Here is a 23,790-nt window from a genome sequence, read left to right as displayed (position 1 = left end):
AGCCTGCGCGGAGGAAACTGACGCTGTTCCCGTCCCGCTCGTGTTAACAACAAAGCCGTTCAGCGTCCCCGATTCGAAATTGTTGGCCATCACCACGTCGCCGGGAAAGGTGTTGGTTGGGGTGGCCGTTCCGGTCTGGCAAGTGACCGCCTGGGCCGGTGCCGCCAAAACTGAAGAGACCGCAATCAGTGGAACAGCGAACGTTACTGCAGCCCCCAGCGTGCGTATTCTTTTCACTACGAACCTCCGAAAGGTTGCCCTCGAAAGGCGAGATTTCACCCCCGGGGAATTGGATTGTACCGGCCATGCTACGGAGGGCCGCGGTTCGAAGACCCGAGTAGCCACTACCCGAATAAAGGGGTACCGAAGGAGGCCGGCGGGCAGGTGTACTCAGAATTGGCATAAGGTATGCGGCCATCGGGACCCAAAGAGAACCCAATTATGCACCAGAATTGAAGACATCGTTGCCGAAGCAATTTACTCCAGGGGCTCCTGCGTAGCCGAGGCGTGGCAGGGAGAATATGTCTTCGATGCTGGCCAGAAGACTGTAATGGTTATAGGGCGTGGCGGAGGTGGTTCCGCCTTTTGTAAAGGGCGACAGTGTAAGGGCTCCGATCCGGCCCCCGGCAGTTCCACCCACCACGTTTGAGGGCCCGGCGGCGTTGCCCTCGGCTTCATCGAACGTGATGACGAGCATGCCGTCCTGCTGGTACGCCGGGGAGCTCAGGATGACAGGGACCTGTTGCTGGAGCCAAGCGTCAGCGCTTTCGAGGCCACCCGGGCTCCCGTCCACACACGGGGCGTCATGGCCGTCATTGCAGAGATTAGGGCTGATGTAGGAGAGGTTCGGCGTGGTGGCGATGGACGTCAGGTCACTGGCCAGGTTGGAAAAGTTGACCACGTTCTTCCTGCAGTCCGGCGATGACGTGATTGCCTCAAAGTACACGAAGGGGTTATGGCGTGTGGCGTATTGGTCTCCGACTTTGGCACCCTGGTGGTCATCCTTGGAGTCAAGGGCAGGATGTTGGCATGGTGTCCCCATGTCTTCCATGTAGCCTTTCCACGTCTTCCCGGCCGCTGTGAGCTGCCCCGCGACGGTAGGCACGGCCGCGGGGTAGACGCACCCGTTGCCCTGGACCTGCCCGTGTTCTGCCGTTCCCGTCTGCCGGAACGGGGCGTATGTCGGGCAGTCGTGTCGTGTCATGTCGTTCGACGCCTGGCCTGAAATTTGGGCAATGTAATCCGCGGCGGAGTTGTGGGCGGTCCCGTAGTACTCCGAGAGGAGCACGCCCTGGGCACGCAGCGTTTTGGACAGGTACGGCGCTGAAGAGTTGGGTCCCCAGACCTTGTCGTAGCCCTTGTTCTCAAGGTTAATCACAAACACGTGCCCGGGCCTCTTCGAGGCCCCCATCTCCGATGGGGGATGAGAAGTCGGGGAGGCACCGGGTTCGGGAGCCGCAGTGGACGTGCCCGGGCCAGCGGAAGTGCCGGCCCCATCGGACGGTCCAGGACCAGGATTCGGGGATTGACACCCCGTTGCTGCCAGGCTGAGGGCCACGGCCAAATTAAGCCAAAGTACTCCCCGCGTGAAGTGCCGACTCTGAGCGCTTGCGATTTTTCGGCTCATTTTCGTTCCGGCTTTCTCTGTGTCTGGTCCGTCCGATTGTAAAACTGAACCATAGTGCAAGCAGGATTTCCCTGCTGGCCTCCTATGAGTTCTCTGTGGAAGTCCTGGCACTCCCTCTACGGCACCTTAGGCAACCTTTTTGTACGTCGTTGGGGGTTTTGCCAAACTTGCATCGTGGCCTGTTTCGCAGAATTTGCCTCACGAGGTTCAGACAAACACAGGTCAACGGTTCACAGCGCAGAGCACGAAGTCATCCAGCAGATGGTGTCCTCTTTCTCGTTCATGGACGCCTGCAGGACCGAAGCGCAGCGACCTGACCGCGGCCCAACGCGCGGGCAGCAACCGCCCGCGTGGTAGCTTGCTTTCTTCGCGGCCATGCAGCCCCGCAATGGGCTGTCCATGACTTTGATCCCCTTGCACGCGCCGGTCCGTTCACGAACCCACTCAGAGGTTCTTTTCACAAGTCAAGGCGGGCGAATGAGTAGCCTGTGCTCAAATTCCGTCTGGATCTGCTGGATGACGGTGGTGATTGTATTCATCTTCGGCGCTGTGGCCCCGTGGTGATCGGCCTGCCGTAGGCGGCGTCGGCATTGTCTTTGTGACTGTACTTTCGGTACTCTTCGTCATTTGGATCCGGACCGAAAAGACGCTGTACATCCACACCGTGCACACTCGGCGCCGTTAGGTGTTCGACTGGGCGGGTGTGCTGACCACCTTGGCAGTGGGCACTGCCACCCGTCGCCTCACCGCACACGGCCTCGATCTTGGCTATCCTCCGTCGGGAAGCTTATGCGCAGCGGTCACCGCCGTCGCTGCCGTGGCATTTCGGCGGCACCTGTCCGCCTCTATCCCATCATTCTGCTTCGCCTATCCTTACCCGCCTGCTTAAGCGTCCTTCCCGGTTTGGGTGGCCGTGGGCTCCAGACCGCGGCCACATGCGGCAGGGGACCTGGTCAGGTCGGCGTGGGCCTCGCCCTTTGCCTGTCCGTCGTCGTTGCCAGCCAGTCAATCCGGCCCGGAAAGCTCTAACTCCCCAGAGGAGCCAACGGTAGGCTGGGAGCCTCAGTAGTCTTCCCGCGGGGAACGCCTGAATTCGTGATCCCCCGCCTGAACGTCATTTGTCGGCAGCTTGCCACCAGCGTCATCCGTGTCAACCTGTTCACTGCTCACCAAGGGTCGGGAAACCAGTGGAACCACGGACTAATGGCCAGGACTCAACTGTCATCGGAAGATCGACACCACTCCTAGGTAGCGCCCTACGCAGCGTTATTTGTGCTCGTGGACGTAAGAGCGGCGCGTGCCAGGTGTAAGCCAGGAACCCGTCCTTGCAAATTCACATCACCCTTGACACTCAAAGCGCTCGTCCGCCACCTTGGCATGCGCGCTGGTAGGCGGCGACTTCGACACGATCCTGCTGGTCCGTGCAGTGGACAGCATCAGCCTGCGGCGAGTCATCTTCGACCAGCTGCAGACCATGCCCGGCGTGCTGGACACCCAAACGTTCCTGGTGTTCGAGGACGTGGACACGCGATAGTCCGAGGGCGCCGATTCTCCGAGGCCCTCACCTATAGGGGTCCCCAAAGTAGTAAGTATGCTTGCGAATTCATTTGCCTTGTGGTTTAGATGGGTTGGTGGGCATGTTCCAGCGTCGAGAATCCACAAGGAGTACTCATGATCAGCAACGAGCACATCGACCGCCTGCTGTCTGCGCGAGGCCACGTCATCGGCACCAATGGGGAAAAGATCGGCAGCGTCGGCCAGGTCTACACCGACGACGAGACCGGGCAGCCCAACTGGGTCACCGTCAAGACAGGACTTTTCGGCACCCGCGAATCATTCGTGCCGATCCAGGAGGCCAGGGTTGAAGGCGAGGACCTGGCAGTTCCATACACCAAGGACCACGTGAAGGACGCCCCGGGCATCGACCCGGATGGGCATCTGGACCCAGCTGAAGAGGACCGGCTTTACGAGCACTACCGGCTCCACGGCGGCCGCACCTACACCGAAGCCACCACCGGAACGGCTGGCCAAGCCGCCAGCGGAACCGGAACCGGAACCGACTACGACACCACCGGCCGCGGAACTGTCGGCCATGACACGTCCGGCCCCACGACCGACGACGCCATGACACGTTCCGAGGAGCAGTTGAACGTCGGCAAGGAGAGGCAGGAAACCAGCAGGGCCCGGCTGCGCAAGTACGTCACCACTGAAAATGTCACCAAGACCATCACGGTGGAGCGTGAAGAAGTCCGCGTGGAGCGCGAGCCTATCACCGACGCCAACCGCGGCGCCGCCCTCGACGGACCTGCCATCAGCGAAGAGGAACACGAGGTGGTCCTCCACGAAGAGCGCCCCGTGGTGGAAAAGGAAGCCGTCCCGGTGGAGCGGGTCCGGCTGGACAAGGAAACTGTCCGCTACGAGCAGATCGTCAATGAAGAAGTGCGCAAGGAGCACATCGACACCGGCGGAGCAGACGACACCCGCCGCTAGCCCCCGGAAGCAGGCCAAAAGGCCGCCGACGCTACGAACCCCGCCCCCGGAAGTGACCCGCTCCTTCCGGGGGCGTTTCGTGGGAGGACCGGAAGAAAGAATGAATTCAAGCAACTTCACCACCCCTGACGTGCCTGATCCGGCAACTGCGGGCAGCCCTGACAACTACCCCGACGGCCCGGGGCGTGCGCCTGCTCCGGGTCCACGGTGACGGGGCCGCCCGCGGAAAAGCACACGGGGAGGAGTTCCAGGAGCTCATCGGCGCGGCAATGCACCGGTGGCGGCAAGCCCTGGCCCTTCGAGAGAACATTCCGCCGGAAAGGTATATCACGGAGTTCCTGTCCTCCACCGGCTTTGCGGCCAGCGCCAAGGAGTTAAGCCCCGATCTCTTCGCTGGGGTGGAAGGAATATGTGGGTATTGAATCACAGATTAGTACGACGGCGGCGCGCACTTGGGGAACTTTCGGCACCTGTTCCCCGAGGGCAAGAGACGGGGAAAATTCGGCTTCTTGACGTTGCGGATACTCGAAAGCCGGTCGATGTGAGCGCGGCCAAGAGGCTGTCCCAGCAGCGTTTCCCCACCCGTGGGCGCACCACTTGTTTGGTGTAGTGGGGCCTGGATTCCCGCGTGTTCGGTGTATCCCTGCAGGTCAGGCGCCATCGAACGGAACGAGTAGTGGGGCGCTTATCCAGGTGGTCAATTTTTCGAGGCGCCACAAATTCGGGTACCGCTACGTGTTGTTGCGCCCATTTCCGTCCAGCGAATATTGGGCCATCGATCCACCGAAAGGCACCTGGATGGAGCCACCAATGGGGGAACGGGTTCTCACAACACATTCATTAGGAGTCTTTCCATGCGCAAAATGACCAAGAAAAACAAGATCGCCGCTGTCGCCGCTTCCGCCGCTCTGGTCGCAGTCGGCGGCGGCGCGGCTTACGCCTACTGGAGCACGACGGGTTCGGGTAGCGGAGGTGCGGCAGCTGGCACGACGTCCCCTATCACCATCAATGTCACCGTGGCCCCGGGTGTCGCTCCGGGCAGCCCCGTGAACATCAACTACACGGCCACAAACCCTAACACCAGCAGCACGCCAGTGACGCTGGCAAAGCCCGTGGTTACCACCAGCAACGCAAACTGCCTGCCCGGCTGGTTTGTCGCCACCGCTCCCACCGGCACCGCCACCGTTGCTGGAAATGCTGTCAAGACTGACCTGGGCAACGGCACGCTGACTCTCAACGATGACACCGCCGTCGACCAGAACGCCTGCAAGAACGCCACCATCACGGTGACCGTAGCCAGCAACTAGCCAAACGAGCGGGCCGGGGGCGGTGCGAGTCCGTCCCCGGTTTGCCGTCATTTGCACCAAAGAACAAGGGGGCACAAGGTGCACAACCAAGACGGACATCCGCGGCGTCGTACGTGGACCGGCATCAAGGCAGCGGTTGCGGCACTGTTGCTGATGCTGCTGGGCGCGGGGTCGCTGATCGCGGCGGCGAACAATCCGAAACCGGGCATAGCGGTGCAGGTTTCCCCTGCCAGCCAGTCCGTCCAGCAGGGCCAGTCAGCCTCCTACACGGTGGCTGTTACCTCCACCGGCGGCTTCAGCGGGGCCGTCAACCTGGCCACCGCGGGACTGCCGGGAGGAGCAAGCGGTACCTTCACGCCGTCGTCCGTCATCCTCAACCCCGGGTCCACTGCAACCGCCACCCTAAACGCCAGCACCAGCGTGGGCACACCGGCGGGGACCAGTTCACTGACCATCACGGGCACCAGCGGCAAGGTCTCCGGCAGCACCACCGCCGGCCTCACCGTGAACTACAAGATCTCCACCTCCTTTTCGGTAAGCGCCACCCCGGACTCCGTGACCATCCCGCCGGGCGCCACCGCCGTCTACACGCTGCAGCTGAGCCGCAACAACCTCAGTGGCCCCGTCAACTTCAGCGTCATGGGCGGACTGCCGGCCGGTGCCACAGCGTCATTCTCGCCCAGCGCCACCACCGGCAACTCCACCACCCTCCAGGTAGCCACCACCGACGGATCCCCCAAAGGAACATCCAGCCTGTACCTGATGGCAACAGGAAAGGACCCGTCCGGGACGGCACAGTACGCCTACGCGAACGTCCAACTGGTCCTGGATCCCACCATCAAGCAGTTCGCCCTCTCCGGCAACGTCCCCGGCACCCTGTCCCCCGGCACCTCTGCCGGCCTGGATCTGCAGATCAGCAACCCCACCGGTAAGCCACTCTCCCTGACCAACCTGTCCGCAGCCATCGCGGGGGTTACCAGGAGCGCGGACGCCGTGGCCAGGAATCTGCCCTGCTCGTCTGCGGATTTCGCGGTCACCCAGTACCGGGGCTCCTACCCCCTCGCCGTTCCCACCGGGACCAGCTCACTCTCCGGGCTCGGTGTGGCACAGCAGGCCTGGCCGCGGGTGGGCATGCTGGACAGCTCCGCCAACCAGGACGGCTGCAAAGGCGCAGCCCTCCAGCTCACGTATTCAGGATCAGGACAGGGGAACTGAGATGACCACCACCGCAAGGACCTCCCGGCGCGGCCGCGGCATCAAGGCTGCGGCACTGGCAGGGCTCCTGGCCAGCGCCGGCGCCGGAACCGCGTACGCCTACTGGACGGGATCAGGCAGCGGCACCGGGTCCGCAGCCGCCGGCACCATGCAAACCGTCACCATCGACGCCCTGGTTGCCAGCGACAACCTGAAGACAGTCCTCATTCCCGGCGGCAGCGCCGACGTCGTACTCCGCCTGACCAACCCCAACCCCTACCCGGTGCAGGTGTACAGCGTCACCGCCAACGGCTCCGCCACGGCCGACGCCGCACATCCAGGCTGCACCACCACAGGTGTCAGCTTCCGGGGAACCTCAGCCCCGCTGTCCCCCGCAACCTACGTTTCCGCCAACTCGTCAGCACTCATTACCCTCCCGGGAGCGGCCGCCATGGATACCACCTCGCTCGCAGCCTGCCAGGGCGCAACCTTCAGCCTTCCCGTGACGGCGGAGGTCCGGAAATGAGCCTCATGTTCCTGCGCCCATCCCGACGGCTGCCGTGGATTGTCACCGCCCTGTTGCTCCTGCTCGGCACCGGCACCGCCGCGTACGCGTTCTGGGCCGCCACCACCAGCAGCAGCAATGCGGCCGCCGCCGCTGACACGCTCTCGCCCGGTTCCAGGCCTGCGGTCACGGCCGCCAATTCCGGGATGACCGTCAGTTGGGCCGGCGGAACCACTGTGAACGGTCGCTCCGCGACCGGCTACACGGTCACCCGCTATTCCGCGGCCACGGGCGGCACTGGCACTGCGGCCACCGGCGGCTGCGCCGGGACGGTCACCACGCTCGCCTGCACGGAACAGGCTGTGCCCGGCGGCATCTGGTACTACACCGTCACCCCGGCCATCGCTCTCTGGACCGGCACGGAAAGCCCGCGCAGCAGCGGCACCAGCAATGATGCGAGTGCCCCCGTAGCCACCGTTTCGGGTATCTCGCCCGCCCCCAACACCGCGGGCTGGAACAACACCAGCCCGGTTACGGTGACCATCACGGCCGACGACGGCACGTCCGGTTCCGGCGTCGCCTCCATTTCCTACACGGTCGACGGCGGCGGGCAGCAGACGGTGAACGCGGCCGTCGCCACCGTCCCGGTCAGCGGCGACGGAACGCACACAGTGTCCTACTTCGCGACGGACAAGGTGGGCAACGCCGGGTCGCCCCAGAGCCAGACGGTGCGGATTGATACCCAAGCGCCGGCTGCTCCCGCCTTCACAACCGTTCCGACCTATGTAACCCTGGCCACCGTTTCCGGGGTAGCGATCAGCGGCACCGCCGAAGCCGGGACGACGGTTAGCCTGGTGGCCAGCGACAGTGCCGGGCATTCTGTCCCGGCGACCGCTAGCGCCTCCGGAACCGGTGCCTGGTCCGCTACCTTCAACCTCAGCAGTCTGAACGAGGGGACCGTGACGTTCTCTGCCACTGCCACGGACGCCGCCAGCAACGTGGGCGCCGCAAAGACGGCGACGAGCACCAAGGACACTGTGGCTCCGGCCGCGGCGTCTGCCTGGAGCGTGCCGACCTACGTGAACAGCGCCACCGCGGCTTCCATCCGTATCTCCGGGAACGCTGAAGCCGGGGCTACTGTGGCGGTTTCCGCCATGAGCCCGGGGTCCGCCACCGCTGTCACAGGCACGGCCGCTGCCAACGGCGGCTCCTGGTCACTGAACCTGGACCTCAGGTCCCTCAAAGATGGCACGGTCACCTACACGGCCACTGTTACAGATGCGGCGGGCAACACCAGCTCAGCCGCTACTGCCTCAGACACGAAGGACACTACGGCGCCGATCCTGAGCATCACGGCACCGATGTACGCCAGCGGCAGCAGCAAAGTCACTGGCACCACTGAGGCCGGGACTGTAGTGAGCGTGACCGTCCGTGATTCCGCCCTCAACACGGTAACGACTCAGGTAAACCCCACCGGGACGTCGTGGTCAACAACCATGGATATCTCAAGCCTGCGCGACGGCGCCCTGACCTATACGGCGTCCGCTGCCGACGCCGCGGGTAACACCGGAACGGTCACTGCGGGTGGCACCACCACCAAGGACACCACGCTTCCCAGCGTCGTCGATGTGACTGGGCAAAATGGCGTTGGCTCGACTTCCAACTCCCTCGACAAGGGCGACTTTGTCACCATCGAGTTCTCCGAAGCCATGGATCCAGCCAAGTTTTGCGCGGGGTGGTCAGGGGCAGAGCTAAGCGGAACTGCTACGATCGCGGACGGGGGCAACAACGACACCATCAGTTTTACTGCCGGCACCTGTGTGGTACCCGCCGGAAATCTCTACCTGGGTGCGAACTATGTGGGAACCACCCCTGCAGTCTTCGCTGCCAATGGCAACGGCAACGGGGGCACTCCCTCGATCCTGACGCTGGATGCTACGGGCAAGATCCTCACTATTAAGCTGGGTACCTACAGATCGAACTCGGGAAATTTGAGCACGCCTGTCACTCAAGGAATTCCCTCGTATCGCACGGCGGCTGGACCTGCTGACATGGCCGGAAACGCCCTTCCCGCAGGAGTTACCACCAGCGGGAAGACGAAAACCAATTTCTAGGTTCCGGAGATAAGACGCACCCCCACGATGAATCGTCGGGGTGCGTCTTCATTCGCGGAAATGCTGCGTAATGGGCCTCGGGCCCGAACAGGGGAAACATCGAATCGGCAATCCCGGTCTCGCCGCAGGAGGATGGCCAGGACCATACTGTTGACATGGGCGATCGCGACGATTTCCTGGCCTGGGTGCGGACCGAGCTCTGCGCCGCAGAACTGGCCCTCCACAACGGTGATGCCGCCCCGCGCAGGGCGCTCTGGTCCCGCAGGGAACCAGTGAGTGTCTTGGGCGCATGGCGCAGTGCCTTCGGGCAGGAGGAACTGGACGAACTGTTCACGAGCCTTGCCAAGCAGTTCTCCAACTGCACCTCGTACCGGCTCGAGCTTCTTGTCTGCGACGTGGTGGGCGACATGGCATATACGGCCGCGCTGGAACATACCTCAGTGTCGGTCGATGGCGAACCACGCACCTATGTGCTTCGCGCAACACAGGTTTTCCGGCGCGAGGACGGTGCATGGCGGGTTGCCCACCGCCACGGCGATACAGTGGCCGGCTGACTCGTCCAGCGGTCCGTCCTCCGCCAGCCCCCGGTGCCAAGCTGCGCCCACGGCAAAGCAGTTACGGGTCACCGCATCAAAACCAACGCGGAATATCGGCTGGCGTGGTTGAATGGCGAATGTGCCCCACGTCACAATGACGCCCCAAACGAGCACCAGGAGGACAGTATGGCTGGAATCAACTCGAAGTTCGACAAGGAATACATCGACAAGGGCATCGACGACCTCGCGAATGCGCCGGTGGAGGCGCTGAAGGGACTTTCCGAAAGCGACGCCCAGAAGCTCAAGGAAGCCCTAAACATCAAGACGGTCAAGGATCTGGGCACCAACAAGTTTTTCATCTGGGCGCACTCGGTCGCCAAGCTCGCGGAGTAGCCGGCACAGCAGCATGGTGTGGCGTGGTGTCCTCGGACAGCCACCCCATCGAGGGAACCTTCAATTTTGGCCGTGCCGGCGCTGCTCGGCTTTCAGGGCGTGCAGCGTCATGGTGGGCCTTGCCCGGTCCACACCCGCAAACATCAGGAGTTCTCATGCCAAAGCCCGTTATCGCCCCCGGTGATCCCTGCTGGATTGACCTAATGACTTCCGACCCTGGAAAGTCACGGGAATTTTACTCCCGCCTGTTCGGATGGACCTACGAAGAGGGCGACCAGGAGAAATACGGAGGCTACGTTATGGCCTTCGCCAACGGCGCACCCGTAGCAGGAATGATGAAGAACGACGGCCAGTCCGGATATCCGGATGCGTGGACTACGTATCTGCGTGTCGAGGACATCCAGGCAACGGCGGATGCGGCCCTGGCTGCCGGCGGACAGATCCTCATGCCGCCCATGGAAGTTCCGGAGCAGGGCCACATGGCGATGCTCGGGGACGCAGGCGGCGCAGCTGTTGGCGCCTGGCAGTTCGGCGGCCACACCGGATTCCAGGCGAAGGGTGAACCTGGGACCCCCTACTGGCATGAACTCCATACCCGCAGCTACGCGCCGTCCGTAAAGTTCTATCAGGACGTCTTCGGCTGGGATACCGCCGTCATGAGCGATACCGAGGACTTCCGGTACACCACGCTCGGGTCCGGGGATGACGCCCGGGCCGGCATCATGGACGCCTCCTCTTACTTGCCGGAAGGAGTGCCGTCCAACTGGCAGACCTATTTCGCGGTCGAAAACACCGATTCGACCGTTGACATTGCTACGTCCATGGGAGCCCTCGTGGTCCAACCTGCAGAGGACACCCCGTTTGGACGCATCGCAACCCTGACCGATCCCACCGGGGTACTGTTCAAGATCGCACAGCGGTAAGTTCCGGGTCCACGCCCCTGGCGGTGAACGCCAGGGGCGTTCCGGCTTCTTGGCCAGAAACTGGCCCCGTTCCATCGTGGCTTCGGATTCCTGTTGGGTAAGGTCGGAGCATGATCCAGGCCGCCGCCGTGTCCGCTTTGACGTCCTATCACTGGCTGGGTATTCCCATCGCCGCCGTCGGTGCCGTCCTGCTTGCCCTCGGAACCCTGTTCCAGCACCGGGCCGTGGAGGACCAGCCTGCCGCATCCGGGCGCGCCTCCGGCAGCATGGGCGGCGGGCGCCTCCAGGCCCTCCTGCGGAAACCGGTGTGGCTGGCGGGGACCGGAATGCTCGGTGCTGCGATCCTGCTCCAGCTCACCAGCCTCCGGTTCTCGCCCCTGATTGTTGTCCAGCCCATCGGGGCGATCGCCCTGGTTGTCACGACGCTGGTGACCGCGCGAATGACGCGTAGGCCACCGGGACGCCGTGTCCTCACCGCGGTGGGGCTCTGCGTTGGCGGGGTGGGTCTTTTCGTTACCGTGGCGGCGCTGTCCGCGCAGGACGTTGAGATCAGCGACCGGCACCTGGTCACCATCCTCCTCGTGCTCGCCGCCGTGCTGGCCTGCGTTGCCGTGGCCTTTGCCTTATGGCGGCACGGAGCTGGCGCGGTGTTCTTCACGGCCGGCGCCGGCATCCTTTTCGGGTTCGTCGCAGCCCTGGCCAAGACCGTGATCGCCCGGCTGTTCCAGGGCGACTTCGAGTGGCTGTCCCTGACCTGCCTGGCGGGGCTGCTCATCGCGGCCCTGTCCGGCAGCTTCCTGGTCCAGAACGCCCACACCCGCGGGACACCCGAACTCGTGGTGGCCGGCCTGACCGTCATCGACCCACTGGTCGCCGTCACCATCGGGATTACCATCCTGGGCGAGGCCGACTCCGCACCCGCACTGGCAATCGTCCTGTTCCTCGTGTCAGGAGCCATTGCCGTCGCCGGCGTCTTCCTGCTCGCCGGGGTGAAGAAACCGGTGGAGCCAGGGATCGCACGCTGACCCCTGGCTCCATCAGGCCCGGCCCTTATTCGTGCTCGCGGACGTACTCTTCCGGGCTGATGTCCTGGGGCTTGATGCCGTCGGCGTGGGATGACTCGAAAACGGCGAACGACAGGCCCAGGCGGTGGCGCAGCTCCAGGGAAGCGTGCTGACGGAAGTCGGTCAGGCCTTCACGTTCTTCCTCTGCCATGTGATCGCCGTTGGCTTCATTCAGCTTTGTCATCGCCTCCCACCACTCCGGTGAACCTGCCGGGTGTTGCGCAACTTCACCGATGGCGTCCCGGATTTCGTTGTGGTCGTGGATCGCGTCCTCGGTTTCATCCCCCGCGGAATCCTTGCCGCCCGCCCCCGTCCCCAATTCCATCAGCGCCGGGTAGAAGAGTTCCTCTTCTGCTTTGGCGTGCACTTCCAGCAGGATGCGCAGCTGCTTCCACACAGCTTCCAGGTCGGACGGCCCGCACCCGTGCATCTCGTCGAGCAGGGCGAACCGGCGCCGCTGCTCGTGGTGGTCACTCAAAATCACTTCAACGATGTCCATGGTGGTCCTCTCGGCAGGGTAGCTACCCGTCAACACTGGCCCTCAACAGCCCGATTCGCCACCCGGGCAGCCGGGGAGGCCCCGATTCCCAGCGTGTTCCCAGCAGGCACCCGCGGTTGCGCCCGTCGATGGGTGCCGCCCGGATGCTGCCGGTAGCAACGAACTCTCCGTAAAGAATTAGTAAGTACGCTTGCCAAAATAACAGAAGACATGCCTAGAGTTGACCCAGTTGAGGCCGCGCAGGAAGGTCCCAACCGGCGGGCTCCTCTCCCGGTTCCCATATTGAAAGGTTCACACCTTGGACATTCTCGACTCGCTTAAAGCCGGCCTGACAGTGGTGGCAACGTTCATCCCGGCGTTCCTGCTGTTCCTGGTCATCCTCATCGTGGGACTCCTGATTGCCAAAGCGATCTCCAAGGCCCTTTCCAAGGTGTTGCACAAGGTCGGCTTTGACCGCCTGGTCGAACGCGGTGCGCTTAAGAACGCCATGGCGAAATCCTCGCTCGATGCCAGCGACATCATCTCCAAGATCGTTTACTACGCCCTGGTGCTGTTTGTGCTGCAGTTCGCCTTCGGCGTCTTTGGCCCTAACCCGGTCAGCGTGCTGCTGGCTGCCATCATCGCATTCCTGCCGAAGATCGTGGTTGCAATCATCATCGTCATCATCAGCGCCGCGATCGCCGCGGCCGTGAAGACCCTGATCCAAGGCTCCCTCGGCGGCCTTTCCTACGGCAAGGTCCTGGCCAATATCGCCAGCATCTTCATCCTGGGCATCGGCATCATCGCCGCGCTGAACCAAGTGGATATTGCCACCACTGTCACCACCCCGATCCTCATTGCCGTCCTTGCAGCCATTGTCGGCGTCGTGGTGGTTGGTGTGGGCGGCGGCCTTATCAAGCCGATGTCCGCCCGCTGGGAGCAGTACCTGAACCGTGCCGAAGAGGAAGCCCCCAAAATAAAGGCGCACGCACAGTCCGCACCCCCTGCCGCTGAACAGATCAAGGACGCCGCCGGGCAGTACCTCCCCTCGGATGAAACCCACCAGTCCGGCGCACACCAGATCTAACCCAAACGCGCCGGGCTCTGCCTGCTTGATCTTCATCCATTGCCGGCCCGGCACGCCCCGTCCCTGACGGAGCAGGATCGGCACCATCGGCCTAAATCCTCGCCGACGACGAGACCGGCCAGCTTGACCGAGTAACCGTCAAAACCGGCCTGTTCGGGGCCCCGGAATCCGTTGTACCGCTCCAAGGGACGCTGGCCCTTTCGAGCAACTGGGCTCCCGCCCATGGCCTTTGAGTGCCAGGCAACAGCAATCACGGAACAATCTGTTGGACCGGCTTCGAGACCCGGTCAGCGCTGCATACTTCATCCCGTGATGGCGTAATTATCGTGGAAAGATCGTGCTATGGATCCGAATGCTCTACCGGAAGAAAAAGCCGCAGACTACAACTCCCGCTCCCATCATTCCCGTCTGAGGTTGCTGGCGATGCTCTGCATTGGCTTGGTAGTTGCGGCGCTGGTGGGTTCAACCGGGCATTGGGCCTACGCGCCCGCACTGGGCTGGGCTGCGGCCTCGGCTACGTATTTGGCCTGGGTATGGAGCGTCATAGGCCGCATGGGTCCCGACGATACAGCAGCTCACGCCCGCAGAGAGGACCCGGGCCGGGTGTTCTCGGACGTTCTGGTCCTCACGGCAACTGTGGCAAGCTTCGCCGGGGTAGTGCTGATCCTGGTGGACGCCTCTAACGCCCAGGGTTCGGCTAAGGACGCCATCGTCGCCATGGCATTGGGCAGCATCGCCCTGTCCTGGTTCCTGGTCCACACCCTCTACACCCTTAGGTACGCCTCCATCTACTACCGTGACGGAACGGGCGTGGACTTCAACGAAAAGGCCCCGCCCCGGTACGCCGATTTCGCCTACTTGGCCTTCACCGTCGGGATGACCTTCCAAGTCTCCGACACCGACCTGAAAACCGATGCGATCCGCACCACGGCGCTGCGCCAGGCGCTCCTGTCCTACCTCCTCGGCGCCATAGTCCTGGCCACCACCATCAATCTCGTTTCCGGCCTGATCCACTAACCGGGATTCCCGGCGATAAGCGGCGCGGTTGATGACGTAAAACTCCCTGCCAACCACAGCCCCGCCCGCAGTAAAATAATGTGATGTTCGGTATCGACGCCGAAAAACTATTCGTGCTCCTCATCATCGGGGCCCTGGTGCTGGGCCCGGACAAACTGCCTGAATACGCTGCCAAATTTGGCCATCTCGTCCGGGAACTGCGCCGTATGGCCACCGGCGCCCAAGAGCAGCTCCGCCAGGAACTCGGCCCTGAGTTCGAGGACATCGACTGGAACAGGCTCGACCCGCGCCAGTATGATCCCCGCCGGATCATCCGTGACGCGCTTTTGGATGACCCTGCCGACGTCCAGCGGAGTCCCGCCACGAAGAAGACCGCTGCGATGGAGGTTCCGTCCCCGCCGCAGGGGCTTTTGCCTGGGCAAGGCGTCCCCTTTGACTCGGAGGCAACCTAGGAAAACCAGGCTGCCCTTCTTTAGTGTGTCAGCGCTGGGTTCCGGACTTGGCCCGGTTGGGCGAGCGCAGTCGGAATCGCTTGGGTTGGGGAGCGGTTGCCGACGGCGGGGATACCGGCGGCCGGGTGACGGCGAGGATGACGCCCATTCCGGCCAGGGTGGAAACCATGGCGGAGCCGCCGTAGGAGATGAAGGGCAACGGAACACCAATGACCGGTAATAGTCCACTAACCATGGACATGTTGAGGACGGCCTGTCCGATGATCCAGGCAATGATGCTACTGGCCACGATCCGGGAGAACGTGTCCGTATTGCCGGCAATCGTCTTGAAGACGGCGATCGCCAAGACCGCGAACAGTGCGAGGACCAGCAGGGTGCCGGCCAGGCCAAGCTCCTCCCCCAAAATAGTGAAGATGAAGTCGTTGTGCGCCTCTGGTATCCAGTTCCATTTCTGCCGGCTTTGGCCCAGTCCGACGCCAAACCAGCCGCCGGAGGCCAGCGCATAGAGCCCATTTGTGGCCTGGTACCCCACACCCTGGGCATCGTCGCCTGAGCCGGCGCCCAGCCAGCTAAAAATGCGGCCCATGCGGTTGCCGCTGCTGGCGGCCAGCAGCACCGCCGCCACCGCGCAAATAAGTGCTGCCACGGAGAAGACCTTCATCCGTACTCCCCCGAAAAATAAGGTGGCGGCCAGGATCATCATGATGACGAGCGTGGTTCCGAGGTCGTGGCCCAAGGCCACCACTGCCATAATCAAGGCGCCCGCAGGCAGCAGCGGGATCGCTGCGTGCTTCCACTGGCCCAGCAGAACTTGCTTGCGTTCCAGGATTCCCGCTGCCCAGACGATCAGCGCGAGCTTGGCAAACTCGGAGGGCTGGGCGGTGAAGCCACCTACGCCGATCCAGTTCCGGTTGCCATTAACGGTCATGCCAAGCGGGGTGAACACCAGTATCAGGGCGATGACCGCTCCGATGAGCATCGGCCAGCCCAGCTTCCGGATGCGCTCCACCGGGAACCGGGCCAGCACCAGCATGATCACCACACCGGCAATGGTCCACATGCCCTGCTTTATCGGCAGGTCATAGGGATTGATTCCGGCGGCTACAGATTCTACGGACGACGCCGATGCCACCTCTACCAGGCCGATGGCGGACAGGCTTAGGACAGCGGCCAGGATCAGCGGCCGCAGCCGGCCCGGGGAATCGTCCTCAAGCCAGAGGGCCAGCTTCCCCAGGCCCCGCCTGCCGCTCCGGTCCCAGAGAGGCCGCTTCCGCCGAACGTTCATAGTGTCATTCCTCAAACGCGAAGATTTCGGTTCCCCCTGAGCCCTCCCCTTCAGGAGGAACACCGACCCACCGGCCACGGTACGCGGAAGCGCTCACGTGCCCGCGACACCACGCAGAGCTGGCCGGGATTAACAGGCTGCTTGCAGCTTATTTCAGGTATCTACACAGACTGCGCCGGTGAAGTGGATAATGGGTTCTTCCCTGCGGCGCGGCCGTCGCCGGCGGGAACCGCCAGCGCATGCCGGTGCCGCCATCACGTCAACGCATGCTGGTGCCGCCATCACGTCAATACGAAAAGAGCATGCCATGAACGGCGCGCAAACCGGGTTCGCAATCCGGGACCGGAATCTGGAAGCGCTTCTTCTGGTATTGGCGCTGATGACTGGGGCGGGCGCCAGCGCAGTGGTTGCGCTGGACAGGAACCAGCCGCTGAGTCAGGACTTTTGGGTCCAGACCGCCACCCAGACCGTCCTCGCGGCGGCCTTTCACATAGTCCTGCGGCTGCGCGCCCGGTACGCGGACCCGCTGATCCTTCCCATCGTGGTGGCCTTGAACGGGGTTGGAATTGCCGTCATCCAAAGCCTTGACCAGGCCACCGGGAGCGACGCCGGCACGAACCAACTCCGGTGGACCGGGCTTTCGATGCTTCTCGCCGCCGTCGTCCTGTGGTTCCTGAAGGATCACAGGAAACTGGCCCGCTACACCTTCATTTCCCTGGCTGTGAGCGCCATCTTGTTGGTGTTGCCCTTAGTGCCAGGCATTTCTGCTGGCGACATAAACGGTGCCAACGTGTGGATCCGCTTCGGCCCCATGACTTTCCAGCCCGGGGAAATCGCGAAGATCACGCTGGCGGTTTTCTTTGCCGGCTACCTGTCCAGCCACCGGGACCTGATTCTGCTCGCCGGCCGGAAGATTGGCCCTCTGCAGTTCCCGCGGGTGAAGGACCTGGGGCCTATGGTGACCGCGTGGGCCGCCGCTGTGGGACTGTTGGTCTTCCAGCACGATCTCGGCATGTCCATCCTGTTCTTCGGATTGTTCATGGTCATGATCTACGTTGCAACCAGTCGCGTCACGTGGCTCGGCCTCGGTCTGGTCCTGATGGCCGTCGGCATGTATTTCGCCGCCAAAATCTTCCCGCACGTCGCCTTGCGAATCGATGCTTGGCAAAACGCATTCGATCCCGACGTGTACGGGCGTTTCCCCGGCGGAAGCTCCCAGATTGTCCAAGGCCTGTTCGGGATGGCCTCAGGCGGCCTCGTCGGGGAAGGGCTGGGCCTTGGACGACCGGATTTGGTGCCGTTTGCGAACAGCGACATGATCGTGGCCTCATTGGGGGAAGGTCTGGGCTTGATCGGGCTTTTCGCCATCGTGCTGCTGTACCTGATGCTATTCACGCGCGGGTTCCGTGCCGCCCTGGGAACCAGGGACGCGTTCGGAAAACTGCTCGCATGCGGGCTGTCCTTCGGCTTGGCCCTGCAGTGCTTCGTCATCACCGCGGGCGTGACCCGCCTGATTCCGCTCACTGGCCTGACCACTCCTTTTCTCTCGGCCGGAGGGTCATCCCTGCTGGCCAACTGGATTATCGTGGCAGTACTACTGGGCATCAGCCACTCCGCGCGCAGGCCCGAGCCCATAAAGACAAACTCGGGAATCATGGCGGAAACGCCCGCCATGTAACCCTGTCATCGCGGCAATAAATTCCCGCGATTCCGAACGGTAACTGGTGAAGCGATTCTCATGGTCCCTCAATTCCCAGTTGATCCTGGTTCCAGGGGACCGCGGAGCCGGTTACTTTGGTGGTCGCAGTAGTGCGGGACCGGGTTGTTTTGGCGGTTCGGCGCCGGGAGGGTTTATAGTCGTTGTGCAAGGTGCCGTTTGTTAGCTGAGGCTCCTTCACGGATACATGCCAACGACCCCTCCCGTCGAGAGACGCCCCGGGTCAGGACAGGTTTCCCCGGCCTAAGGGGATACCCCGATTGGCTCCCGGTTTTCGGGTTTACGACGTGGAGTGCCAAAGGTCTTACGAGGAGGGGTGCCCGCGGGGTTTTCATCCCCGCGCTCCCTTGCGGCACAGGTTCAGCGCCTGGGAGGTGAGAGCTTGTCATGACAGATAGTCATCATTGTTCCCTCCATTCCACGATTTCTTTCTGATTTCCCCGGGATTCTCGGTCCCCCTCCCCATCTCTTTTCACGCTTCGTGTCCGGTTTCGGTTTATGCCGGGCGCGTTTCCTGTGACTTCTGTGCGCCCGGTAGCCCGGGCAGAAAGCCGGCGACCATGATCAAGCACCATGAGACCAGTAGCAGTGCCCCGCCGGGCGGGGCAGCGTTGGATTCGGCCCATGTGGGCGATATCCACGGCGCATTCGGTTCGATCCGGCTGCACGAGGAGAACGCGCCCAGCGGCTGGCGGGCCCGCGCTAAGACGCTCCTGGCCATTATCGGGCCGGGGCTGATTGTGATGGTCGGGGACAATGATGCCGGCGCATTCGGGACGTATACAGAGGCGGGACAGAACTACGGCACGTCATTGCTGTGGACGCTTCTGCTGCTGGTTCCGGTGCTGTACGTGAACCAGGAAATGGTCCTGCGCCTCGGGGTCGTTTCCGGTGTGGGACACGCCCGGTTGATCCTGGAACGGTTCGGTAAGTTCTGGGGCGCATTCAGCGTCATCGACCTGTTCATCCTCAACGCCCTGACCATTGTGACCGAGTTCATTGGCATCAGCCTGGGCCTTGACTATCTGGGCATCCCCAAGGCCGCGGGCGTGCTCGTGGCCGCCGTGGTGATCATCGGCGCGGCATCCACGGGGTCGTTCAAACGGTTCGAGCGGGTGTGCATGACGCTGGTGGCGGGGTCGTTGGTGCTGGTGCCGGTTATCGTCATGGTCCACCCGGACCTGGGACAGGTTGCCCATGATTTCTTCATTCCGGGCCTGCCCGCGGGGTCGGAGCTGTCGACGGTCACGCTGCTGATCATCGGCATCGTGGGGACGACGATTGCCCCATGGCAGTTGTTCTTCCAGCAGTCCTACGTCATCGACAAACGCATCACCCCCCGGTACATGAAGTACGAGAAAGTCGATCTGTGGCTCGGGATCGTCATCGTGATCATCAGTGCCGGCGCCATCGTGGGCTTCACCGCGGCCACGTTCGCCGGACAACCTGAATTCGGGAACTTCACCGACGCCGGCGGGGTGGCCGACGGCCTGGAAAAGTACGTGGGGAAGGCAGCCGGGGTGCTGTTCGCCGTGGCGTTGATTGACGCCTCCATCATCGGTGCAGCCGCCGTCGGGCTCTCCACCTCCTACGCACTGGGGGACGTGCTTGGGCTGAAGCATTCCCTGCACCGGAAGATCTCCGATGCGAAGGGCTTCTACGCCGTGTTCGCCGGGATCCTGGTCATCTCGGCGGTCATCGTCCTGATCCCGGGGGCTCCGCTGGGGCTTCTGACCGTCGGCGTCCAGGTACTCGCCGGTGTGCTCCTGCCCTCGGCCACGGTGTTCCTGCTGCTGTTGTGCAATGACAAGCAGGTCCTGGGTCCCTGGGTGAACGGCAGGGCCACGAACGTTTTTACCGCGCTCATCATCGCCGTCCTGGTGATCCTCTCCATCGTCCTGACCGCCGGGGTTCTCTTCCCCGATATGGGCGCCGATGTGATCGTGGGTATCCTGGCCACCGGGGCCGGAGCCTGCGTGGTGGGCGGGGCCGGATACCTGCTCTATGCCAGGGCCCGCCCCGGCCGCAACGCAGCACCGGTCGACCGCACCGGGAAACAGGACTGGCGCATGCCTCCCCTGGCACTGCTGACCGCCCCCAAACTCTCCACCGCCCGCCGTTGGGGCCTGACCGTGTTGCGGACCTACCTGCTGATCGCAATGATCCTGGTGATCGTCCGGGTGGTCCAGCTCGCCCTTGGCGGCTGAGCCGCTACAGCGTAAATTCCCCTTACGACGGAATTATCCCCCATCTCGTTTTCCTGAAAGGCACCGCCAAAGATGAGCACGCCCGGCACTACTGGCACCACCGCACCCACGGGAGGACCGGCCCTCAGGCTCTCGGCCCTGCTGCGCCGCCCCGTCCTGGACACCAAAGGCAACCAGATCGGGACCCTGGCCGACGCCATCGTCCGGCTACAGGACGGCGGCTACCCGCGGCTGGCCGGCCTGGTCCTCGCCGTCGGATCAAACCGGGTCTTCGCCCCGCTGGACAACCTCTCCGGGATCGACGTGGACGGGATCCGCCTGCGCACAGCAACACTGGACCTGCGCCCCTTCACCCGGCGCGAGGGCGAGGTCCTGCTCAAGGAAGACGTCCTGGGCCACCGGCTCATCGATACCGACCACACCGCCATGGTCAAGGCGTACGACGTTGAACTGAACATCACGGCCACGGGATGGAGCGCGACGGGCCTGGACGTGCACAAACCGCGCTGGTTCAGCCTCAACCGGGCTCACGACACCCACCCGTTCCTGGACTGGAACCGGTTCCTTCCCCTGATCGGCCACGAAGAATCCAGCAAGACACGCGCCCTCTCCGCCCGGTTCGCCCAACTCAAACCGGCCCAGATCGCGGACCTGATCGAGGACTCCTCAGACAAGGAACAGGATGAACTCCTCGCCCGGGTCCACACCGACCCAGAACTCGAAGCCGACGTGTTCGAAGAACTCGATGAGGACCGCCAGTCAAAAATCCTCAAAGACCGCACTGACGCCGAAGTCGCGGACGTCCTCTCCCACATGAGAGCCGACGACGCCGCGGACGCCGTCATGGACCTCCCGCAGGAACGACGTACGGGCATCCTCACACTCCTCCCCGCCGCGCAGCAGACCAAGGTCATGACACTGCTCGGCTACCATGACGCCACCGCCGGGGGCCTCATGGGCACCGACTTCCTCGCCCTCCCCGGCACCGCCACCATCGCCGAGGCCCTCCAGAGAGTCCGCACCGCCACCACCGAACAACCCGAAGCCCTCACCACCATCTACAGCCTCAACCCGGACGGAACCCTCGCCGGGGTCATCGGCCTGGTCCAGGCACTGCAGGCCGATCCCACGGCCCTGCTCGGGGATACAGCCGACCCGGAACCGGTCAGCGCAACCACCGGGGACGACATCATCGACGTCACCACCACCATGGCCGACTACAACCTCCTCGCGCTCCCCGTCCTGGACGACCACGGCCACATCCTGGGCGTCATCACCGTCGATGACGCCCTCGAAGCCGCCATCCCCCCGGACTGGGCACACCGGGAACCCAACCGAAACACAACCAGCCACCGCTCACCGGAAGACTGAAACGGGAACAAACAATGAAGCCATGCCGCTCAGGCTCAGTGGCGATCTGAGCTCGCCCCATTCGCTGACGTTAGTTCGAAATTTCCACCCGGTCCGCGGCGGCGTAGGTGCCGGTCGCCGAAGGATTCTTGGTTCCTGTTATCCGCACCTTTAGCGTGTGCGTGCCGCTGACCAGAGTGGGGCTGGTGTACAACAGGTTCTGCTCTGACCGTGACGAGGCGTAGGGATCGACCATGGTCTCGGCACCGCCGTCGATGGACACACCCACGATTCCCAGGGCCGAGCTTTTTTCGGCAAAAATTTTGGCCTGCGTGCCACTGCACTGCACTTGGTAACTGGCATTGGTGGCGTTAGCGAAATGGTTGTCGGACTGGTAGGCAGCCGCCGGGTTGCTGACGCTCCAGGAGCCGCTGTAATTGAACTGGTTCAACCCCGTACCAACGGTGGCGTCATTCAGCTCAAGCGGCGTGGACGTGGTGGCTGTCGTGACCGTGACCGTGCCGGTGGCCGACCCTGAACCGGTGCTGTTCGTCGCGGTGAGCTTGGCGGTGTAGGTCCCCGGCGCGGCGTAGCTGTACGTGGGATTCTGGACCGTAGAGGTCCCGCCGTCACCGAAGTCCCACGCCCAGGACGTCGGGGTCCCCGTGGAGGTATCAGTAAAAGAAACGCTCAATGGCGCCGTACCCGACGTCGGGGTAGCCGTGAACGACGCCACCGGAGCAGGGCTGGCCGGTCCAAGTGGCCGGTCCGAGAACCAGTAGGTCTTGGCGACGTCGTCGCTGGCCAGCACCACCAAGCCGGAAGTGCCGTTGACGCCCTGTTTGGTGGTGGTCACGCCGGTGGTGGAGATCGTGGACTGGGTAAAGGCCCCGGTCCCGGGTTTAAACACGAGCAGCAAGTGTTGGGGCAGGGTGGGATCCGAGGACGTGTCGTTAAGGCTGGTCTTTACGGCGGCGAAGACCCGGCCGCTGGGATCAGCCTGCAGCGACTTGAGGTTGAGATGGTCATCGGCCTGCCCTTTGCCACGGATGGCTGGTTGGAAGTTCCACGAGGAAGTTGCCGTCGGAGTGGTGCCGTCATTGTGTGTGGCCCACCAGACGGATCCGGTGAGCTGGTCGCTCCACATGATCCCGATTTTGCTCTTGCTGAAGGCGACAACTGCGGAGATGTCGTCGGGGGCGGGGTGCGGATTGGAGACCGGGATGACGAACGGGCTGGCCCAACTGGTGCCTCCGGGCGCCGAGTCGTTCACATACACGGTGTTGGTAAAGCCACTGGTGGAGTTGCCGGCGACTTGGGTCCACGTGGCCCAGAGGGCGCCAGTGCTGTCTTCGTCAATGGTCATCGATTCACTGCTGTTATTAGTTATGACCGTGGGAAAGCCCGCGTCGAGTGTGTACTTGCCCCCGGCATAGCTGTACCGGTAAAGGTAAGCGGGCTGGCTTGGAGTTAGTCGAGACGCCAACGACGTGGGAAGCAATATACAAATGAGTGCCGTCCCAAAGCGCATCGGCCAGGGTGTTTCCGCGCGCATCGTTCAGTGTTCCGGTATCCACCCAGGTATGCGTTCCCCGGTCGAGCCGGTAAATGTGCCAGCCGCTGCCGGTGGTCCACATATCCGCCCACCAAGAGCCGTCATTCCACCAAAGCTTGCTCTGGGGTTTATCCGAAGTAGGCGGATTTGCAACCCCGGAGTAGGAGATGCTTTGCGTACCGTAGACGGGATCAGCTGAGGCCACGGGGGACCACGCCAAGAACGACCCTGCAACAACCAGGACCGCAAGAACGGACTGGGCTAACCATGTTAGAGAACGCTTAATTTTCACGGAAAGGCTCCTGGGCGCCAACGCCTTGCAAGTTATTTCGTGCTCTTATGCGCGGCACCCAGTCACGCATGCTGATTGCGGTTGTAATGAAGGCCGGCAGGAAGGCCTCATGCCCAGCTGCTTCCACACTGTCCATGATGGTCCTCCCGGCAGGGTAGCTACCCGTCAACGCCGGCCCTCAACAGCCCGATTCGCCA

General features: G+C 63.1%; 19 protein-coding genes, 1 pseudogene and 1 riboswitch. Of the genes and pseudogenes, 16 read left to right on the top strand and 4 right to left on the bottom strand.

Annotated features, from left to right (window positions below; translation table 11 throughout):
• Positions 1–439: 439 nt before the first annotated feature.
• On the bottom strand, positions 440–1,378 hold the full coding sequence (locus IEW19_RS03470) for an alkaline phosphatase family protein (RefSeq protein WP_229748297.1): 939 nt from the start codon (positions 1,376–1,378) through the stop codon (positions 440–442).
• A gap of 1,630 nt (positions 1,379–3,008) precedes the next feature.
• Here IEW19_RS03470 and IEW19_RS03465 point away from each other — a divergent pair.
• The 10 genes and pseudogenes from IEW19_RS03465 to IEW19_RS03420 form a co-directional block, all read left to right on the top strand.
• Positions 3,009–3,161: pseudogene (locus IEW19_RS03465) on the top strand (Lrp/AsnC ligand binding domain-containing protein); the annotation flags it as partial.
• 137 nt (positions 3,162–3,298) lie between these two features.
• Entirely contained in the window at positions 3,299–4,117 is an 819-nt protein-coding gene (locus IEW19_RS03460; protein ID WP_188570280.1) for a DUF2382 domain-containing protein, read from the top strand.
• An 863-nt stretch (positions 4,118–4,980) separates the two neighbouring features.
• Entirely contained in the window at positions 4,981–5,424 is a 444-nt protein-coding gene (locus tag IEW19_RS03455; RefSeq protein ID WP_308419969.1) for a hypothetical protein, read from the top strand.
• A 78-nt stretch (positions 5,425–5,502) separates the two neighbouring features.
• Complete coding sequence (locus IEW19_RS03450) at positions 5,503–6,639, top strand: COG1470 family protein (protein WP_188570278.1); 1,137 nt, start codon at positions 5,503–5,505, stop codon at positions 6,637–6,639.
• 1 nt (position 6,640) lies between these two features.
• Complete coding sequence (locus IEW19_RS03445) at positions 6,641–7,144, top strand: hypothetical protein (protein WP_188570277.1); 504 nt, start codon at positions 6,641–6,643, stop codon at positions 7,142–7,144.
• On the top strand, positions 7,141–9,237 hold the full coding sequence (locus tag IEW19_RS03440; RefSeq protein ID WP_188570276.1) for a beta strand repeat-containing protein: 2,097 nt from the start codon (positions 7,141–7,143) through the stop codon (positions 9,235–9,237). Before IEW19_RS03445 ends, IEW19_RS03440 begins: the two co-directional genes overlap by 4 nt.
• Positions 9,238–9,392: 155 nt before the next feature.
• Positions 9,393–9,791, top strand: a complete 399-nt coding sequence (locus IEW19_RS03435) for a nuclear transport factor 2 family protein (RefSeq protein ID WP_188570275.1) — start codon at positions 9,393–9,395, stop codon at positions 9,789–9,791.
• Positions 9,792–9,959: 168 nt separating this feature from the next.
• Positions 9,960–10,166: a hypothetical protein gene (locus IEW19_RS03430; RefSeq protein WP_188570274.1), complete on the top strand. Its 207-nt coding sequence runs from the start codon at positions 9,960–9,962 to the stop codon at positions 10,164–10,166.
• 155 nt (positions 10,167–10,321) lie between these two features.
• Complete coding sequence (locus IEW19_RS03425) at positions 10,322–11,089, top strand: VOC family protein (protein ID WP_188570273.1); 768 nt, start codon at positions 10,322–10,324, stop codon at positions 11,087–11,089.
• Between the two features lie 110 nt (positions 11,090–11,199).
• The gene (locus IEW19_RS03420; protein WP_188570272.1) at positions 11,200–12,114 is read left to right on the top strand and encodes a DMT family transporter; all 915 of its coding nucleotides are present in this window, start codon (positions 11,200–11,202) and stop codon (positions 12,112–12,114) included.
• Between the two features lie 25 nt (positions 12,115–12,139).
• Here the strand turns inward: IEW19_RS03420 and IEW19_RS03415 are convergent, their stop codons facing one another.
• Positions 12,140–12,652: a hemerythrin domain-containing protein gene (locus tag IEW19_RS03415; RefSeq protein ID WP_188570271.1), complete on the bottom strand. Its 513-nt coding sequence runs from the start codon at positions 12,650–12,652 to the stop codon at positions 12,140–12,142.
• A 298-nt stretch (positions 12,653–12,950) separates the two neighbouring features.
• On the opposite strand from IEW19_RS03415, the gene IEW19_RS03410 reads away from it, so the two are divergent.
• The 3 genes from IEW19_RS03410 (at position 12,951) to IEW19_RS03400 (ending at position 15,187) form a co-directional block, all read left to right on the top strand.
• Positions 12,951–13,718 carry a mechanosensitive ion channel family protein gene (locus IEW19_RS03410; RefSeq protein ID WP_229748296.1) on the top strand — a complete coding sequence of 256 codons (768 nt, stop codon included), beginning with the start codon at positions 12,951–12,953 and terminating at the stop codon, positions 13,716–13,718.
• 342 nt (positions 13,719–14,060) lie between these two features.
• Entirely contained in the window at positions 14,061–14,735 is a 675-nt protein-coding gene (locus IEW19_RS03405) for a DUF1345 domain-containing protein (RefSeq protein WP_188570270.1), read from the top strand.
• Between the two features lie 83 nt (positions 14,736–14,818).
• A complete protein-coding gene (locus IEW19_RS03400) occupies positions 14,819–15,187 on the top strand; it encodes a twin-arginine translocase TatA/TatE family subunit (RefSeq protein ID WP_188570269.1) in 369 nt (122 codons plus the stop codon).
• Positions 15,188–15,215: 28 nt separating this feature from the next.
• Here the strand turns inward: IEW19_RS03400 and ftsW are convergent, their stop codons facing one another.
• Positions 15,216–16,472 (bottom strand): putative lipid II flippase FtsW, encoded by a 1,257-nt coding sequence (gene ftsW, locus IEW19_RS03395; RefSeq protein ID WP_188570268.1) that lies wholly within the window; start codon positions 16,470–16,472, stop codon positions 15,216–15,218.
• Between the two features lie 307 nt (positions 16,473–16,779).
• Between ftsW and IEW19_RS03390 the strand changes: the two genes are divergently transcribed.
• From IEW19_RS03390 to IEW19_RS03380, 3 genes are all read left to right on the top strand, one after another.
• Positions 16,780–18,150, top strand: a complete 1,371-nt coding sequence (locus tag IEW19_RS03390; protein WP_188570267.1) for an FtsW/RodA/SpoVE family cell cycle protein — start codon at positions 16,780–16,782, stop codon at positions 18,148–18,150.
• A gap of 190 nt (positions 18,151–18,340) precedes the next feature.
• Positions 18,341–18,510: riboswitch (M-box (ykoK) riboswitch) on the top strand.
• Positions 18,511–18,749: 239 nt separating this feature from the next.
• A complete protein-coding gene (locus tag IEW19_RS03385; RefSeq protein ID WP_188570266.1) occupies positions 18,750–20,396 on the top strand; it encodes an Nramp family divalent metal transporter in 1,647 nt (548 codons plus the stop codon).
• 72 nt (positions 20,397–20,468) lie between these two features.
• On the top strand, positions 20,469–21,767 hold the full coding sequence (locus tag IEW19_RS03380) for a magnesium transporter MgtE N-terminal domain-containing protein (RefSeq protein ID WP_188570265.1): 1,299 nt from the start codon (positions 20,469–20,471) through the stop codon (positions 21,765–21,767).
• A gap of 70 nt (positions 21,768–21,837) precedes the next feature.
• Here the strand turns inward: IEW19_RS03380 and IEW19_RS03375 are convergent, their stop codons facing one another.
• Entirely contained in the window at positions 21,838–23,112 is a 1,275-nt protein-coding gene (locus tag IEW19_RS03375) for a PKD domain-containing protein (RefSeq protein ID WP_229748295.1), read from the bottom strand.
• Between the last annotated feature and the right edge of the window lie 678 nt (positions 23,113–23,790).

Origin of the sequence: Arthrobacter liuii, assembly GCF_014639275.1 — a bacterium.
In the GTDB taxonomy this organism is placed as follows: domain Bacteria; phylum Actinomycetota; class Actinomycetes; order Actinomycetales; family Micrococcaceae; genus Arthrobacter; species Arthrobacter liuii.
The sequence above is the reverse complement of the archived record's forward strand: the minus strand, read 5'-3'. Positions and strand labels throughout refer to the sequence as shown.